Source organism: Armatimonas sp. (assembly GCF_031410135.1).
Lineage (GTDB): Bacteria > Armatimonadota > Armatimonadia > Armatimonadales > Armatimonadaceae > Armatimonas.
Window position 1 is genome coordinate 1 of sequence record NZ_JANNYP010000297.1, and the last position, 15,142, is coordinate 15,142.

Here is a 15,142-nt window from a genome sequence, read left to right on the forward strand (position 1 = left end):
GTGGCTTTGTTTCGCGTAGTGCCTCCAGGACGAGCTTAGCTTTGAAGGCGGGGCTATGTTGCTTTCTCATGGTGTCTATTTTGGCTTTCCGAATTTCTTAGAAAAGCCCGTCCGACTGTCCGATTTTCCTGGACCACTATAGTTAGCGGAGTTGGGGGTGGTGCGCTCGCATGGCAACCGACAAGCACGAGTAGCAGGAGAGAGAGCAGGGCTATAGGAGAGCGCATGTGCTGATTATATCTCTAGGGAGGGATTCATGGCTTGACTCGGGCGTAGGTTGTCTCCACGGCCTTTGCTTCTTGCCCCTCGGGAGTAATGTTGTAGGCAGTGATCGTGAGGTGGTCTTCATCGAGTAGCTCAAAGGTCGTGTTCCAGCCCCAGGGTGGGGTATCGGGGCCAACATCGTAGTGGCCTTTCACGATAAACCCATTTGCCGTCGCGTCGCCTTCAGAGAACATGATCGCGTAGCTCATGTGGAAATCGTCTACCCAAGAGATTTGGAATTTCTTCGTCACGGAGTTAAACGCGATGGTCTCATCCCCGTGGCGTGGCTTGCCCTGGATCGCTCCGACATACTCATGACGGACAAACAGCTCACCCAGTAGAGGACGAATCGTGCCCTTGACCTGAGATTCATCGGCGAGCTCGTCGGGCTCAAACCAGGTACGGCAGGTGCCTTCCCATGAGCCAATGAGGGATTTGAGGAGATCTTTTCCTACGTTCATAGCTCGTTACTACGGCAACTCAACGCACCCCGGAAAGTCGTGTCATGAAAATGCTGTTAGGGTCTTCTTGGTAGCTGCCAAACGGGCCGCAGGGCGCAAATCCGAAGCGGGAATAGAGCTGGTGGGCGGGCGTAAAGAACGGCTGTGTGCCAGTTTCTAGGCTGACGCGCTGGTAGCCGCGCCGCTGGGCTTCGTCGAGGACATGCTGAAGGAGCTTTGTTGCGACGCCACGGCGGCGAAATGCGGCGGCAGTGCGCATGGACTTGAGCTCGCCGTGCTGTGGGGTGAGTTCTTTGAGGGCCACACATCCTGCGAGGTGGTCTTGCTCCCAGAGCGTCCAGAACGTGATCTCGGGCTGGCGCAGGCCGTCTAAATCCAGCGCATGGACGCTCTCCGGCGGCGAGATGGCTCGCATGTCTGCAAGGTGCGCTTGTAGAAGTTGCGCAATCTCCGGGCCGTGTAAATCATCCATTCGAATCGTCACGACTCAGTTTGCCAGGTAAAATGGTGGTATGCAAGACTGGACACGGTTTCGAGGACCCAATGGCACGGGGATCGGGTTGCCAACGGGGGTTGCGGCGGACTTTACCGACAAAGACATTCGCTGGAAGGCGACCCTGCCTGGCGAGGGGCACTCATCGCCGGTGCTGATGGGCGAGTCGGTGTTTATGACGGCGGCGCAGCGGGAGACGGGCAAGCGGCACTTGGTCTGTCTGGATACAAAAACAGGCAAAGAGCGCTGGCGTCAGAGCTTTGACTACAAGGCCTACCACACCCACGAGCTGAACACGGCGGCTAGCGCGACGCCTACGGTGGATAAGGAGCGGGTCTACTCAACGTGGCCCGCGCCCGAGAGCTTTGTAGTAGTGGCGCACACGCTGGCGGGCAAAGAGGTCTGGCGGCGTGACTTTGGCGAGTTTCCTACCCAGCACGGGGGCGGATCCGCCTCTATTCTTCACGATGGCATGCTGATCTTCTCCCGCGAGCCCGAGAACGCGCCGGGGAGCCTGCTGGCGCTGGATGCAAAGACGGGAGCGACACGCTGGGAGGTGAAGCGGCCCAGTAAAGACGCCCCCTACGCCGTCCCGACGCTCTACCAGCCCGAGAAAAACGCCCCGATGCAGCTGCTCTTTTGTAGCACGCTCCAGGGAATCACCAGCGTGGATGCCAAGACGGGAAAAGTGCTCTGGGAGACACCGGGGCTCTTTACCTACCGCTGCGTCGGCTCCCCGGTCGTGGCAGGTGGGCTGATCTTTGCAGGAACCGGTGTGGGCAATGGCAGTCGGCTCTTTGTGGCACTCAAGCCGGGCACGGCGAGCGCAAAACCTGAGGTCGCCTGGAAGCTCACGCGTGGGACGCCGTATGTCCCCTGCCCGCTCTATGCCAACGACCTGCTCTTTCTCTGGGGCGATGGTGGGGTCGTGAACTGCGTCAAGCCCGAGTCGGGGGAGACGGTCTGGCAGGAGCGCGTGGGCGGGAACTTCTACGGCTCGCCCGTGTTTTGTGAAGGGAAGCTCTGGGCGATGAGCAATAAAGGCGAGCTGATCGTGATTGCCGCCGAGAAGACCTTCAAGCTTCTGGCTCGGCGCGATTTGGGAGAGATCACCAACGCCACTCCTGCCTTTGGCGAGAAGACACTCTACCTGCGCACCCTGAGCCATCTCACTGCGGTGGGCGGGAAGTAACACCGCCGATTGGAACGGCGGTGCTGGATAGCTAAAGCTACGAAGGACGTGCCGCCCATAAAACTCTGCATTTGGTATGGCCGGAACGGCCTTTGTAGCCGCAGGCTCTACAGTCTGGCCGTTCCAATCGGCCGGAACATTAAAGGAATCAAAACATGTCATTGCCGTATCTGCCGACGCTTCGTCGGGGCCAGGTGTATGAGAGTCTAGAGCGTACCGAGCTCAAGAGCGTCAAGAGCGGCGAGATTGTCGCCCATGTGGGGCAGGTCAATGCTGGCGTGATCCGCCGTGATCTGCGCAAGCCCTCGCGCGAGTGCCTACGGGACATTCCGATGGAGCGGCTCTTGGAGATCAGCGCTGAGGCCGGAAAGCACTTTATGGAGTCCGCGCTGCCCCTCGGCGACGGCCAAGTGCAGACCCCCGACGACTACATCGCGCAGCTTGCCGCCACCAGCGGCCTGCCGCACGTGATGATCCGCCGCAACATGGCCAAGATCAATCAGGTCTTCACCCAGATGCCGACCATTCTCAAGGGCCTGACGCGTGGAATGCCCTTAGATGTTCTGGATAACGGCTACGGCGAGCAAAACGGGGTTCCCGTGAGCTACTATGCCACCACCGAGGCACTGGGCGTCGTGCTTCCGAGCAACTCACCGGGCGTCAACTCGCTCTGGATTCCCTGCATCGCCCTCAAGATTCCGATTGTGCTCAAGCCAGGCCGCGAAGAGCCGTGGACTCCGTTTCGGATTATTCAGGCCTTTCTCGCCGCCGGTGCCCCCCCCGAGGCGTTTAGTTTCTACCCGACGGACCACGAGGGCAGCGCCGCCGTGATGGAGCACTGCAAGCGGGCGATTATCTTCGGCGACCAGGCCACGGTCGAGCGCTACGCGGGCAACCCCGGCGTGAGTGTTCATGGCCCCGGCTGGAGCAAGGTGCTTATCGGCAACGACTGCATCGAGCACTGGCCGGAGTTTATCGATGTCATCGCGTCGTCGATTGCTGACAACGGAGGGCGGAGCTGTATCAACGCCAGCGCCGTGGTCGTTCCCAAGTACGGAGCCGAGATCGCCGACGCACTCGCTAAGAAGCTCGCCACCATCGAGCCGCGTCCCGCCAGCGATCCTGATGCCGTGCTCTCCGGCTTTGCCAACCCCAAGATGGCCGAGTGGATGGACGGCGCGGTCACCGACGGCCTGAAAACGTCGGGGGCGGAAGACATGACCGCCAAGCACCGCACCGGCGAGCGCTTGGTGGAGCTGGATGGTAGCACCTACCTGCGCCCGACGATCATCCACTGCAACAGCTTCTCGCACCCGCTCTCCAACAAAGAGTACCTCTTCCCCTACGCCAGCGTCGTGGAAGTGCCCCAGAGCGAGATGCTCGCCCAGATCGGCCCGTCCCTGGTCGTCATGGCGATCACCGAAGACGAAGCTTTCATAGATCAGCTCTTCGACTGCCCGCTGATTGACCGCCTCAACCTCGGCCCCATCTCCACGATGCACACGTCGTGGGATCAGCCCCACGAAGGCAACCTCTTCGAGTTCCTCTACAAGCGCCGCTCGCTCCAGCGGGCGTAGGCGTGTGGCACCGTATCAGCGGGCGGCTAAAGCGGCCCGCTGATACGGCAAGACCCATAAATGGGCCTGTTATGAGAGTACTGCTTACAAAGTGGCGAAGTAATCTCTGGAAGCTTACGAAGCCTCGGGTCACGCAGATCGATGAAATCCTCTTCGCCACAGGCTATGCCGATGGAGGGAGTACCGAGGTTCAGTTTCGTGTTGGTAAGCGGGTGCACATACTCTGGGTCAAACGTCCACGACGACGACGCTCTCGGGGCTACGACTACTGGTACACAGGGTATGTGATCCTCAACGGCTGGTTGCTTGATCGCCAGACGGAGCGATTGGAAGAGCTACGGCAGGCAATTTTGGATTTCTTGAGTCGGTCAAGTTACACGATCAACCCAGACGACGCAAGCTGTCTGCGTTCCATGGTGCAGCACTTGGAAGAGGCCAAGAATCCGCATTGCATACGCAAGCAAAAAGTATCGACAAAGGAAAGCGATGCTTCTTGACGATAACTCCCTGACGCGCTCCTCGGTGGTCGCGAACTCGACGATGAACCGGGAGCGGGGGCTTTCGGGGGCCAATAGCTACGCTAAAGACCTTGGGTTTGCGCCGCTGGAGTGGCTGGAGGCGCGGCGTCCAGCTCGGTGGTTGGATCTGTGCTGTGGCTCTGGGCGGGCGCTGATCGAGGCGGCGGGGCTGTGCACGGAGCAGGGGATCGAGATTGTTGGGGTGGACTTGGTGGGGCTCTTTGCCGACGGCGCCGAGGCGTTTCCGCACCTGCGACTGATCGAGAGTCCGGCGGGGGAGTGCGCTCTGGAGGGGCCGTTTGAGCTGATTACTTGTGTCCATGGCCTCCACTACCTCGGCGATAAGCTGGGGATTCTGGCGCAGTACGCCACGCTGCTCTCGGAGACGGGCCGCTTGGTGGGGCACCTAGACTTGGACAATATCCAGGGCGTGGAGCGGCGAACGCTCCTCACACTTCTGCGAAACCACGGCTGGCGCTACGATTCCCGCAGGCACCTGATTGAGGGCACAGCCAAGAGCCAGCCGCTGCCACTTGAGTACCTCGGAGCCGAGGATCGCGATGCCCCCAACTTCACGGGCCAGCCGGGGGTGAACTCGTACTATAAACCTGCTATTTTTTGAGAAACGGAATGGGCTTGAGCTCCAGCTTCTTGATGGATTGCAGGTAATCAAGCACTGCTTCAGCGTTTTTTCCGCCCACCTGGGCGTGCCAGTGGAGCGTGAAACCGTGGGGGCCTTTTGTATCAATCATCTTGGGCTGGAGAGTGAGGAAAGCTTTCACCGTCTCTAGCTGCCCGAGCATCGTGGCGCAGAAGAGATCGGGGCGTGCACCACGCTCTAGCAAGAACTCGACAATATCTCGGCGGCCCATGTGGGACGCGCCCCCCAAGGCACACTCCCAGTCGCCGCCGCCCCAGTCGATCTGGGCGTTGAGCAGACCGGGCTCTTTCTCTAGGAGCTTCTTGACCATGTCTAAGTCTGAGTGGGCGTAGATGACAAAGTCCTGCGCCAGCTGACGGTTCACCTGTGGCTTCTTCCAGCCCGGCTTGAACTTGGGAGCGTCGTAGTCCCGAGCAAACGGCGCTTCGATGGGGCCGCCCTCAGGCGTGGTCTGAGCAGAGGCGTGGGACGCAACAAAAAGCCCGGAGGCGAGAGTCGCCAGTTTTCGGCGTGAGATCGGCTGTGACATGACCCATTATACCTGCGTTAATGGAGAGGCTGTTTGAAATTAGGTGTTTGCAGCCGCAGGCGGCACAGTGTTTACGCCGTGCCGCGATAGAATAATCCTGGAGGATTTTTTTAACTGTGCCTTTGAACTCGCGTAGTCGCATTATCACCGAGGGCGTCCAGCGCGCCCCGAACCGCTCCATGCTCCGTGCCGTCGGCTTTGGCGATGGGGATTTTGAGAAACCCATTGTCGGGATCGCCAGTGCCCACTCGACCATCACGCCCTGCAACATGGGAATTCGTCCCCTTGCCGAGCGTGCTGAGGCGGCGATTCGTGAGGCCGGGGGAATGCCGCAGACCTTTGGGACGATCACGGTCAGTGACGGCATCTCGATGGGCACCGAGGGCATGAAGTACAGCCTCGTCAGCCGCGAAGTCATCGCCGATAGTATCGAGACGGCGGTGATGGCGCAGTCGATGGACGCGGTACTGACCATTGGTGGCTGTGATAAAAATATGCCTGGCGCGATGATCGGGATTGCGCGGATGAATGTCCCGGCGATCTTTGTCTACGGCGGGACGATCAAGGCTGGGAAGTTCCGGGGCCGCGATCTGAATATTGTCAGCGTCTTTGAGGCCGTGGGCGCGCACTCGGCGAGCAAGATGGACGACGAGGAGCTACGGGGGATTGAGTGCCACGCGATCCCCGGCGCGGGCTCGTGTGGGGGGATGTACACCGCCAACACGATGAGTAGCGCCATTGAGGCGATGGGCATGAGCCTGTCGCATAGCTCGACCATGGCCGCCGTAGACCCTGAAAAGGCCGAGAGCGCCGCCGAGAGTGGCCGCGTGCTGGTGGAGGCCATTAAAAAACAGCTTCTCCCGCGCCAGATCATGACCCGCAAGGCGTTCGAAAACGCGATCGCGGTTGTCATGGCTACGGGCGGCTCAACCAACGCTGTTCTGCACCTACTGGCGATAGCCCATGCCGCCGAGGTGCCGCTCACTATTGATGACTTCGAGGAGATTCGCCAGCGCATTCCCGTACTCTGCGACCTCAAGCCCAGCGGTAAGTACCTCGCCAATGACTTCCATCATGTTGGCGGTGTCCCGCAGGTGATGAAGTTGCTCCTCAACGCGGGCCTGCTCCACGGCGACTGCCTCACCATCACCGGCCAGACCATCGCCGATACCCTAGCAGATATCCCCGATGCACCGCCTTCAGATCAAGATATTATCCGCACGATAGACAAGCCTATCTACGCCCAGGGCCATCTTGCGATCCTGCGCGGGAATCTGGCCACCGAAGGCGCGGTCGCCAAGATCACGGGTGTCAAGTCGCCCAAGATCACCGGCCCCGCGCGCGTCTTTGAGAGCGAGGAGGCCAGCCTTACCGCCATTCTCGACGGCAAGATCAACCCCGGCGATGTGCTGGTGATCCGCTACGAAGGCCCCAAAGGCGGCCCTGGCATGCGCGAGATGCTGGCCCCAACCTCCGCGATTATCGGCGCGGGCCTCGGCGACTCCGTCGGCCTCATCACCGACGGTAGATTTAGCGGCGGCACCTACGGCCTGGTTGTAGGGCATGTCGCCCCAGAAGCCGCCGTCGGGGGCACGATTGGTCTGGTAGAGGAAGGCGATAGCATCACGATAGACGCCACCACCCTCTCGCTCACGCTGAATGTAGATGATGCGGAACTAGAAAAACGCCGCGCCGCCTGGCAGCCACCCGCCCCACGCTACACAAGAGGCGTGCTGGCAAAATACGCCAAGCTCGTCTCCACTGCCAGCGTCGGAGCCGTTACCGACTAAGCGCCGACGGATTAGCCGCCGATTGAAAGCGGCGTCTGCAATGGCGCAGGCGCCGCAAAGCCCGTGCCGGGCTAGGAGTTTTAACAGATATGTCTCGCGAACTTGCCGAAGCAGTCGTTCATTTTGCGGAGGATCTTGCATTTCCCTCACCAATACCTTTGCCTGAAAACGCGTTTTTGGTGGAGACAAACGAAGAGTATCTCGGCCTCTGGTGGGGGAATCAGAAACACAATTTCTCTAAGAATCACTCACTGCTCCGCCGGGGATTTTGTGAGTGGAAGTGGGTGCGCGAAAATGAGCTGAAAAAACTATGGGGTGTGATGTGGGCGCATCCGGAGGGAGAGCTACTAGAGCAGAAACTCAAGGCCCAGTTTCCTTCTGGGAAGCAAATGGCTCAGCAATTCCCCGAAGCGTTTCGGGAGTTTGCTTACGACATGCACCAGGATTTTGTGGAATGTGCCCTAAGCCGCGCCTTGCGCGGCCAAGAGTCTGAGTTCTATGAGCGTATTTTTCAAGCCTACCAAGCAGGCTATTTCCCCTGTGGCTGGTCAGGAAAGTGGCCTGAAGGCCGTTTGGTCGTCTTTGCCATCCCAGCTTAACAACCCAGCCCGGTACGGGCTTTGCGGCGGAGGAACGACGCCACCGCAGACGCCTCATTCCATGGGGCGCTTACAGCCGCGTCAGTCGAAGTGTGATGCGGTAGTCACCCTGCGCGATGGTCTTTCCTAGCTGTGCCTCGGGGCTGAGGCGGACAAACGCGATTTTGTAGCGAGGGCGTACCGTGAGAACTGTGGTGGCATCTTTGAGCCACTCCACTGAGAAGCTCTCTGGCTCTGGGGCATCGTCCGTAAGGGAGAAGGGGCTTTTATGAAGCTCGGCATCCAGAAACGCAGTGCCCGCCCAGATACAGTCGGCATTGACAGGGCAGCGGTTGTCATCGCGGATACGCTTGAACTCCAGCTCCGTGACACTATCGCCTGCCAGACCGACTTTCTCCCCGACTCGTAGCGTGACATCTTGATCCAGAGGCAAGGTTCGGTAACCACTCACATCGGTGCCACCACAGCCGCTCAGTAGGAGCAGGACGAAGAGTGAAAAGTGGATTTTTTTCATGATCACTTTTTCAGACTTCACTTAGATAAAAAACCTTCAATTCTATAAAAATACTTGCTTCTTATGTTTTAAACTAAATTAAATGCTGATTTTTAGAATTATAGGGATTAAATGTTTAATGTTAGGACTGCTAGTATATTAATAGAACTGGTAGTTTGACGGTTGTGTGGAAATCAAGCCATGCCAAATTCTAGTATGTGACACAGACACGTAAACTAGGACTAGGGCTGGCGGGGGGGTTACTGGCAGGACTCATGGTTCTACCACAGACCAGCTGGTTGCTACGGGCACTGCTGCAGGGGATCGTCGCCGCTGCCCTCTGGCAGCCCGCTCCTCCTCTGACGGTGGCGGGTAGTGTCACCTCAGGCTCACTCCTTCTTCTGGCCACCTGGGCACTTGTCGCACTTGTAGGCACGACGCTCTGTGGGGGTGTGGCGGGAGTAGTTCTCAGCCGCCCGTCGCTCTGGGTGGGGACGAGCCCTCGTGCCTCAGTTCAAGCTGCACTTCTGCTCTTGCTGGTGGGAAGTGCGGCGTGGTGGGGGGCAGGAGCCGCACAGCTCATCGGAGGAAGCCGACTTGAGGGTGGCCTTAGTGGTGTCTTACTTCTCTTCCCCCTTGCCGCAGGGATGCTGGCCCTCGTGGTCAATGGCCGTCGGCGCGGCGAAGCACCTGCCACCAGTGTCCTGACCGGTCTGGCCGCACTCTCACTACCAGTCGCTTTCTCCCTCTCTCTACTCTGCACCTGCCTGCTCCTAGTCGTCGCTCGCCCGTAACCAATCCATGCCGCTCTGCGTTAGAGTAGCATGAGACGATTTTCCTGGCTCTGTTTTGCCTTGGTAGCTCTGCTCTTGACCGGACTCGCCCTCCACCCCAAGACCGGCTGGCTGGTGCGCCAGCAAGCCCAGGCCGCGTTTGGCGGACAAGGCGTTGCATTGATCCAGTCGCTGGAAGGCCCCAAAACGCCTCCCAAGCTCAGTGAGGCAGGCGAGGTTGCCCGACAGCTACGCAAGCTCTGCGAGGAAAAACTAAAGCTGCGTCGCGACGATGAAGAGAGCTTTCTCGATCCTCGGCACCGGGCCAGTACTACAACGACGATCTCCACAGAGTTTTCTCTCTACGAGGTTCTGGAACTGACGAAACAGGGAACTCAGTGCGACCCTAATAATGCCTTCTTTCCCGCTCTTCGTGCGGTCGCCCTGCTCAGCACCCGCAGTGATGAGCAAGCGCTCATTGCACTGCATCAGGCCGCGCAGTGCCCCCGCTGGGAGGACTACACGCGGGAGGAAATACTTGCGTGGCTAGATCAATTGGAGCAAGTCCAGGGAAAACACAGTGCTCTTGCCGATGTGCAGGTAACGAACAGCCTGATTCTGCCACATTTCTCCCAGCTTCGTACCCTCACACGCATTGTGACGGTGCTGGCAGCAAAGAAAGAGCTTGCGGGTGATTTAGCGGCGGGCCTTGTGATTCGCCATGACCTACGCGCCCTCGGGGAACGAATACGTGAGCAGGGCAACTGTGCGACATCAACACGCTGCGGAAGTGCGATCACGCAGATTGCGGCGACTCGACCGGGCGGAGGGCTTCCCAAGACCTACACAGGCACTTCTGAGGAAAAAAATCGTACTCGCTGTCACGATCAGCTTATGGCGCATAGAAAGCTCTGGGGAACAGAGGAAGCAGTGGCACTGGAGAAGGTCTTCGCACGTAATGATACTGTCATGGCGGAGCTAGGAAAACGTTCTTATCCATCGGATAACCACTTCCCGTTGGTGGGACAGTGGCAAGCAAGTCTCTTTTTACTCGGAGACTTACTCGCGACGGTTTTACTGGGGGCCTTTTTTGCCCTGCTCGCGAAACTAAGCCGAGGCAAGTCAGCTCGTCCCGGCACCCGCTTCGGGCTCTGGTTGGCGCTGGGAGTGGCTCCATTATTGGCCTGGCGGGCAGGACTGGGCGACGACCAAGTCTGGTTGGAGAAAGGCTCGCTGGTCACCTCGTGGCTTGTCGGGCTTTTTGCGATCTGGCAGGTATGGCGCAGCACAGAGCGTGGAAAGCGCTGGCAAGAAGCGGGGCTGGCCCTGGCAGCTCTCGTGGGTGTGGGGCAGGTGCTCTTGATCGGGGTCTTGGCAATCTGGGGGACGCAGGAGACGGTTCAGGCCTATGTCGGGCGCTTTGTTTTGTGCGAAGGATGCCTCTCACAAGCGGAGAGTGATCCGATTCCCTGGTGGAAAGTGCTCTGGGACGATGTGAGCTACCGCGTCTTTTTCGCGCTGCCGACACTTGCGCCACTTCTCGCTCTCGCGCCGGTTCTGGCTCTAATTAGTCGGGTGAAGCGTGTCCCCGTATCGTTTGGGGTGGCGCGTGGACTGGGGCGCTGTGCCTTGCCGGTGGCGCTGGTGCTGACGCTTGTTTATGCCTGGCAGGTACACGCGACAGCAACGCAAGAAGCCCGGCTTCGGGTGGAATTTCGGGCTTGTGTGGAGGATGATCGGGCTTTCTTTGGGGAGAAGTAGGCGCTACAGCGCTCCCGCAATGGCATTCATAAAGCGTCGTCGTAGAGGCAGAAACTCGGTTTTTGTGTTGTCCAGATAGACGGCGTTGGTGAGAAGGGAGATCACACAGCCCGTTTCGGGGTCGAGAACAAGCGCGGTGCCGGTGAAGCCAGAGTGTCCCACCGCCCGGTCGGAGAGGAGCTCGCCGCTGGGCGTGAGGCCATTGGGCTTGCAGAAAAACCCGAGGGTGTGTCCCGGCGGCGTGGACTGGGGGGTGAGCCAGCGCTGGCGGGTAGGGGAGCCAAAGAGCCCACCATGAAGAATCGCCTCGCCAAAGCGTGCGACGGCTTCAGCGGTGCCAAAGAGCCCTGCATTGCCCGACACTGAGCTTCCCTCCGCCGTAATCGCTCGTGCGTTGCCATCATGCACCACTCCGGTAAGAGCTTCACCCGAGCGGGGGCCTTCTTGCGAAATAGTTGGGGCGCAGTCGGTGGGATTGGGATGAAACGTGAGGGTATCGGCGAGGCCGAGCGGGGCAAAGACATGTTGCTCGGCGAATCGGTCTAGGTACGTGCCCGTGATGCTCTCCAGAAGCCTGGCAAGCAAGATGTAGTTGAGGCAGGAGTACTCGTAGTGGGTGCTAGGAGCGCCCCGAAGCTCAAGCGTTAAGATCGCACGAACAGCGGCTTCCAGCCCATTGCCTTCGTCTTTGTAGCACGCGATCCAGGCAGGGAGGCCCGAGGTGTGGGTGAGCAAGTGACCCACCGTCGCACTTTTGAGGTGGGGTGCATCCGGCAGAAAGTTCGTCAGCGGCGTGCTCAGTGCGACATCGCCCTGCTCCAGTAGAGCACTCATGCTGGAGGCCATCGCCAGAGGCTTGGTGATACTCGCAAGGTCGTAGAGTGTGCTGAGTGTCGTTGCCGTAGTGCCCTCCGTTGTTCCCAGTGCTTCGTGCCAGAGAGTCTCACCCCGGCGACGCACACACACCACTGCACCGGGCATCGCCCTCTGCTCAATTCCCCGCAAAAGCACGGCTCGCGCTCTTTCCATAAGGGGTATTCTACGGTACGATAGCACTATTATGGGATTCAATAGGGTTCAGTGGACGATTTTAGTGACCGGCTCGCTCTTTGTTCTGGGAATTGCCTACGGAAGTGGGATGCGCTCCCAGACCAAGAAGCTCCAGACACTCACCCAGGAGCTTAAGATCAACCGGCGAAACCTACGCGCCTCCGAGCTGGCGCGCTTTGCCGATATCGCCTTGATGCACCAGCTCGAAGCGCGCCGCCTTCTGGACTTGTCACTTGAGGCCATCGCCCAGCGCAACTATGGAATCGCACAGGAGCAGCTGAAAACCGCCGCCCTTCACCTGGAAACGGCCCAGCAAGCCCAGGCCGCTAATACCGCTGAACTGGGAGCGCTGATTCCTGCTCTGAAATTGCCTAGTGAGACGCCAGATCCCACCAAACTCACAGAGCTAGCGCACCAGATGGACACTCAGCTGAATAAAGTTGCGCCCAAGCCAGACTATAAAAGTGAAGTCACCATCCCTGCCCCCACCGGCAACGATGAAGTAGATCCCGCCTACGAGTTCGGCCAGCGGGGGTAGATAGTACTAATCCTGAAAAACGTTTAATCTGAATCTTGTAATGATATTCAACACACTTGCATACTATGTGCTTTTTCTAATTCCCGCATCCATAGTATTTCGTTTTGCCAAACCAAACATACGCCCTTGGATTTGCGCATTGTCAGGTATATTATTTTATATATATTTTTCCGTTACTGCTGTCGGTGGTGTTTTTGGTGCGTTTTGTGTTTTTATCCTGGTATGGGAGTCTTTTTTTAGTAGATTTTACAAAAAAGGAAATATTTTTTGCCGATTAGGTATATGTATTAGTATACTAATACTTTTTATTTTTAAATATTGGAATTTTGCAACTGACTTATTAATTTTTGGCATGAAGAAGAATCCAATTCATTGGGAAAAACAATTCCTTCCGTTAGGTATTTCGTTTTTTACATTTGAATTTATTCATTTTGCTGTGGATCGCTATAAAGGGAAAGTCGAAAAAGGTACTCTTGGAGAATATTTAGCGTTTATATTTTTCTTCCCTACTATGATTGCTGGGCCTATAAAACGCTTTTCTGATTTTGTTGAGTGCCTTCGAAACCCGAGCACAGATATTAACAAAGATTGGAATCGTGGAATTACGAGAATTCTCTATGGTCTTGCCAAGAAATTCGCGATTGCAGATTTCCTGACTTGTCTGACAGATCATTTAAATGTAAAAGATATTGCATTAGCACGCCCTCCTATTTTATTATTGTGGCTATTTGCTTATGGAATAAAGATTTACGTGGATTTTTCTGCTTATTCAGATATTGCAATTGGCTCTGGACGACTTTTTGGGATTAAAATCCCTGAGAATTTTGACTGGCCTTATGCACGAACTAACATAACTGACTTTTGGCGACACTGGCATATCTCACTTTACAAGTGGCTTGTAGACTATGTCTTTATACCACTGGGCGGTTCTCGTGGCACAAAGTTCTCGATATATAGGAATATTTTGTTGGTTATGCTTGTGAGTGGGATTTGGCATGGTGCAGGTCTTAATTTTGTTATTTGGGGGCTTTGGCATGGGGTATTGCTAGTTTTACATCGTCTATGGAGTGAGTATGGTAGGCCCTGGCCTGATACCTTACTGACACGTTTAGTTGGTTGGATACTGACCTTTATCAGTGTTAACATAGGATGGGCATTCTTCGTAATGGACATGTCTACCGTAATTTTTTATTTTAGATCTCTCTTTATAGGAAAGTTGTAATAATATATGGGAATTAGTGTTTTTATTGAATTTTTAGGTGGTAAAAGAGAATATTTTTTTCTTTTTTCGAAAAAGATATCACTTGAATCTCCTTTATGCGGGTTATGGTGGGGTATTATGGTATTGATAATTCTTATTTTTTCAGGCCAGTCTTCAAAATTTATTTATATTGATTTTTAGAATAGTATGAAGCGATTTAATTTTTTATTGATACAATTTCTAATTTTTTTACTTTGCCTTTTTTTAATAAATGAGGGTGTGAGATATGCTACTCGAAATTCTATAGCGCGTCAGCATATCCAGAAAGTCGAAAAAATACCACAAGGTGCTTCACTATTTTTAGGGCATTCCCTAATTGTAGCTGGGATTGTTCCTGAATTACTCTCTTGGGATTCTCCTGCCCTTAACGCTGGTCTTGGCTACTCTGGCCCGGGAGAACACTACCTGATTTGGCGTCTTGCCTCAACTAAAAAACCACGTCGAGTTATCTATGGATTTATAGATACTATGCTTACTGATAGTATCCATGGAGGATGGGATGATTTGGTAGGCAATAGAACTATATCATATCTTATTCAACCTAAGTTAGCTAAATCAATATATGGCGATTCTGCTTGGTTGCTGGAGGTCATTGCGCCTTTTCCTGCTTTGGTAGAGCGTAAACAAATCTGGCTCAAGGTTGAACTTCTGCGCCGCAAACTCGGACAATGGCAAATGCCTGTTCAAGAAGAAAATTCATTTGGTCGTGTGGCAGATTTTGCAGCGCTGGAACAAAATAGAATTGATTTTTTACAGAAATGTATGAATCCAATTATGTTAAATAATCCTATTGAGTCATTTATAACGGATCTTAATTTTTCTAGTACTGAATCTTGGTTTGTTTTGATGCCTCTGCCTAGTCAACACCGCCATAAATATTATGAAACAGCACAATGGATCCAGTATCGGAGCTATCTATTTGATTTATTAAAGAAGAAGCATATTCATTGTCTAGATGCATCTGATTGGATTGATGATCACGATTTCAAAGATGTGGTTCATTTGAATGAGAAAGGAGCTCGTCGTTTCAGTGATCGTCTAGCCAAAGTACTACAAGGGCAAGTAACAGAGGGTTTTACACATTGAGTGGCGAACTGATGGTATAGGAGAAAAACGTAAGATGAGTATGCCTGGATCGGGGCCGGGGGGGACATCTCCCGCCATTCAGGGACCTGCTGTTCA

The 15,142-nt window shown here is 55.6% G+C and carries 16 protein-coding genes; 11 read left to right on the forward strand and 5 right to left on the reverse strand.

The annotated features are described in order from the left end of the window. Window positions 1-254: 254 nt before the first annotated feature. Both RMO15_RS10750 and RMO15_RS10755 read right to left on the reverse strand, forming a co-directional pair. Window positions 255-725 (reverse strand): DUF1579 domain-containing protein, encoded by a 471-nt coding sequence (locus RMO15_RS10750; protein ID WP_309711824.1) that lies wholly within the window; start codon window positions 723-725, stop codon window positions 255-257. 19 nt (window positions 726-744) lie between these two features. Then, on the reverse strand, window positions 745-1,209 hold the full coding sequence (locus RMO15_RS10755) for a GNAT family N-acetyltransferase (protein ID WP_309711826.1): 465 nt from the start codon (window positions 1,207-1,209) through the stop codon (window positions 745-747). Between the two features lie 28 nt (window positions 1,210-1,237). Between RMO15_RS10755 and RMO15_RS10760 the strand changes: the two genes are divergently transcribed. The 4 genes from RMO15_RS10760 to RMO15_RS10775 all read left to right on the forward strand — a co-directional run bounded on the left by RMO15_RS10760 (window position 1,238) and on the right by RMO15_RS10775 (window position 5,127). Next, window positions 1,238-2,410 carry a PQQ-binding-like beta-propeller repeat protein gene (locus RMO15_RS10760; RefSeq protein WP_309711828.1) on the forward strand — a complete coding sequence of 391 codons (1,173 nt, stop codon included), beginning with the start codon at window positions 1,238-1,240 and terminating at the stop codon, window positions 2,408-2,410. Window positions 2,411-2,565: 155 nt separating this feature from the next. After that, window positions 2,566-3,987, forward strand: coding sequence for an aldehyde dehydrogenase family protein (locus RMO15_RS10765; RefSeq protein ID WP_309711831.1), 1,422 nt, complete (start codon window positions 2,566-2,568; stop codon window positions 3,985-3,987). A 71-nt stretch (window positions 3,988-4,058) separates the two neighbouring features. Beyond that, window positions 4,059-4,484, forward strand: a complete 426-nt coding sequence (locus tag RMO15_RS10770) for a hypothetical protein (RefSeq protein ID WP_309711834.1) — start codon at window positions 4,059-4,061, stop codon at window positions 4,482-4,484. Continuing rightward, entirely contained in the window at window positions 4,474-5,127 is a 654-nt protein-coding gene (locus tag RMO15_RS10775; protein WP_309711837.1) for a methyltransferase domain-containing protein, read from the forward strand. The genes RMO15_RS10770 and RMO15_RS10775 overlap by 11 nt, the downstream gene beginning before the upstream one ends. Here the strand turns inward: RMO15_RS10775 and RMO15_RS10780 are convergent. Next, complete coding sequence (locus RMO15_RS10780; RefSeq protein ID WP_309711840.1) at window positions 5,117-5,695, reverse strand: hypothetical protein; 579 nt, start codon at window positions 5,693-5,695, stop codon at window positions 5,117-5,119. The two genes, RMO15_RS10775 and RMO15_RS10780, sit on opposite strands and share 11 nt — an antisense overlap. Before the next feature lie 116 nt (window positions 5,696-5,811). On the opposite strand from RMO15_RS10780, the gene ilvD reads away from it, so the two are divergent. Continuing rightward, window positions 5,812-7,485, forward strand: a complete 1,674-nt coding sequence (gene ilvD, locus RMO15_RS10785; RefSeq protein ID WP_309711843.1) for a dihydroxy-acid dehydratase — start codon at window positions 5,812-5,814, stop codon at window positions 7,483-7,485. An 89-nt stretch (window positions 7,486-7,574) separates the two neighbouring features. Continuing rightward, on the forward strand, window positions 7,575-8,084 hold the full coding sequence (locus RMO15_RS10790) for a hypothetical protein (RefSeq protein WP_309711845.1): 510 nt from the start codon (window positions 7,575-7,577) through the stop codon (window positions 8,082-8,084). 70 nt (window positions 8,085-8,154) lie between these two features. Here the strand turns inward: RMO15_RS10790 and RMO15_RS10795 are convergent, their stop codons facing one another. Continuing rightward, window positions 8,155-8,598: a hypothetical protein gene (locus tag RMO15_RS10795; protein WP_309711848.1), complete on the reverse strand. Its 444-nt coding sequence runs from the start codon at window positions 8,596-8,598 to the stop codon at window positions 8,155-8,157. A gap of 197 nt (window positions 8,599-8,795) precedes the next feature. On the opposite strand from RMO15_RS10795, the gene RMO15_RS10800 reads away from it, so the two are divergent. After that, window positions 8,796-9,371 carry a hypothetical protein gene (locus tag RMO15_RS10800; protein ID WP_309711850.1) on the forward strand — a complete coding sequence of 192 codons (576 nt, stop codon included), beginning with the start codon at window positions 8,796-8,798 and terminating at the stop codon, window positions 9,369-9,371. Between the two features lie 30 nt (window positions 9,372-9,401). Further along, on the forward strand, window positions 9,402-11,111 hold the full coding sequence (locus tag RMO15_RS10805) for a hypothetical protein (protein ID WP_309711853.1): 1,710 nt from the start codon (window positions 9,402-9,404) through the stop codon (window positions 11,109-11,111). Between the two features lie 3 nt (window positions 11,112-11,114). On the opposite strand, the gene RMO15_RS10810 is transcribed toward RMO15_RS10805, so the two are convergent. Beyond that, window positions 11,115-12,140, reverse strand: coding sequence for a serine hydrolase domain-containing protein (locus RMO15_RS10810; RefSeq protein ID WP_309711856.1), 1,026 nt, complete (start codon window positions 12,138-12,140; stop codon window positions 11,115-11,117). A gap of 31 nt (window positions 12,141-12,171) precedes the next feature. Here RMO15_RS10810 and RMO15_RS10815 point away from each other — a divergent pair, with 31 nt between their 5' ends. From RMO15_RS10815 to RMO15_RS10825, 3 genes are all read left to right on the forward strand, one after another. Continuing rightward, entirely contained in the window at window positions 12,172-12,699 is a 528-nt protein-coding gene (locus RMO15_RS10815; RefSeq protein WP_309711858.1) for a hypothetical protein, read from the forward strand. Between the two features lie 40 nt (window positions 12,700-12,739). Continuing rightward, window positions 12,740-13,921, forward strand: coding sequence for an MBOAT family O-acyltransferase (locus RMO15_RS10820; RefSeq protein ID WP_309711861.1), 1,182 nt, complete (start codon window positions 12,740-12,742; stop codon window positions 13,919-13,921). A gap of 186 nt (window positions 13,922-14,107) precedes the next feature. Then, the gene (locus RMO15_RS10825; RefSeq protein WP_309711864.1) at window positions 14,108-15,046 is read left to right on the forward strand and encodes a hypothetical protein; all 939 of its coding nucleotides are present in this window, start codon (window positions 14,108-14,110) and stop codon (window positions 15,044-15,046) included. The last annotated feature ends 96 nt before the right edge of the window (window positions 15,047-15,142 follow it).

Bases quoted from the DNA above. Each gene is read 5' to 3' on its own strand.
- RMO15_RS10750 (WP_309711824.1), bottom strand. From the start codon at position 725: ATGAACGTAGGAAAAGATCTCCTCAAATCCCTCATTGGCTCATGGGAA.
- RMO15_RS10760 (WP_309711828.1), top strand. From the start codon at position 1,238: ATGCAAGACTGGACACGGTTTCGAGGACCCAATGGCACGGGGATCGGG.
- RMO15_RS10765 (WP_309711831.1), top strand. From the start codon at position 2,566: ATGTCATTGCCGTATCTGCCGACGCTTCGTCGGGGCCAGGTGTATGAG.
- RMO15_RS10770 (WP_309711834.1), top strand. From the start codon at position 4,059: ATGAGAGTACTGCTTACAAAGTGGCGAAGTAATCTCTGGAAGCTTACG.
- RMO15_RS10775 (WP_309711837.1), top strand. From the start codon at position 4,474: ATGCTTCTTGACGATAACTCCCTGACGCGCTCCTCGGTGGTCGCGAAC.
- RMO15_RS10780 (WP_309711840.1), bottom strand. From the start codon at position 5,695: ATGTCACAGCCGATCTCACGCCGAAAACTGGCGACTCTCGCCTCCGGG.
- RMO15_RS10790 (WP_309711845.1), top strand. From the start codon at position 7,575: ATGTCTCGCGAACTTGCCGAAGCAGTCGTTCATTTTGCGGAGGATCTT.
- RMO15_RS10795 (WP_309711848.1), bottom strand. From the start codon at position 8,598: ATGAAAAAAATCCACTTTTCACTCTTCGTCCTGCTCCTACTGAGCGGC.
- RMO15_RS10805 (WP_309711853.1), top strand. From the start codon at position 9,402: ATGAGACGATTTTCCTGGCTCTGTTTTGCCTTGGTAGCTCTGCTCTTG.
- RMO15_RS10810 (WP_309711856.1), bottom strand. From the start codon at position 12,140: ATGGAAAGAGCGCGAGCCGTGCTTTTGCGGGGAATTGAGCAGAGGGCG.
- RMO15_RS10815 (WP_309711858.1), top strand. From the start codon at position 12,172: ATGGGATTCAATAGGGTTCAGTGGACGATTTTAGTGACCGGCTCGCTC.
- RMO15_RS10820 (WP_309711861.1), top strand. From the start codon at position 12,740: ATGATATTCAACACACTTGCATACTATGTGCTTTTTCTAATTCCCGCA.
- RMO15_RS10825 (WP_309711864.1), top strand. From the start codon at position 14,108: ATGAAGCGATTTAATTTTTTATTGATACAATTTCTAATTTTTTTACTT.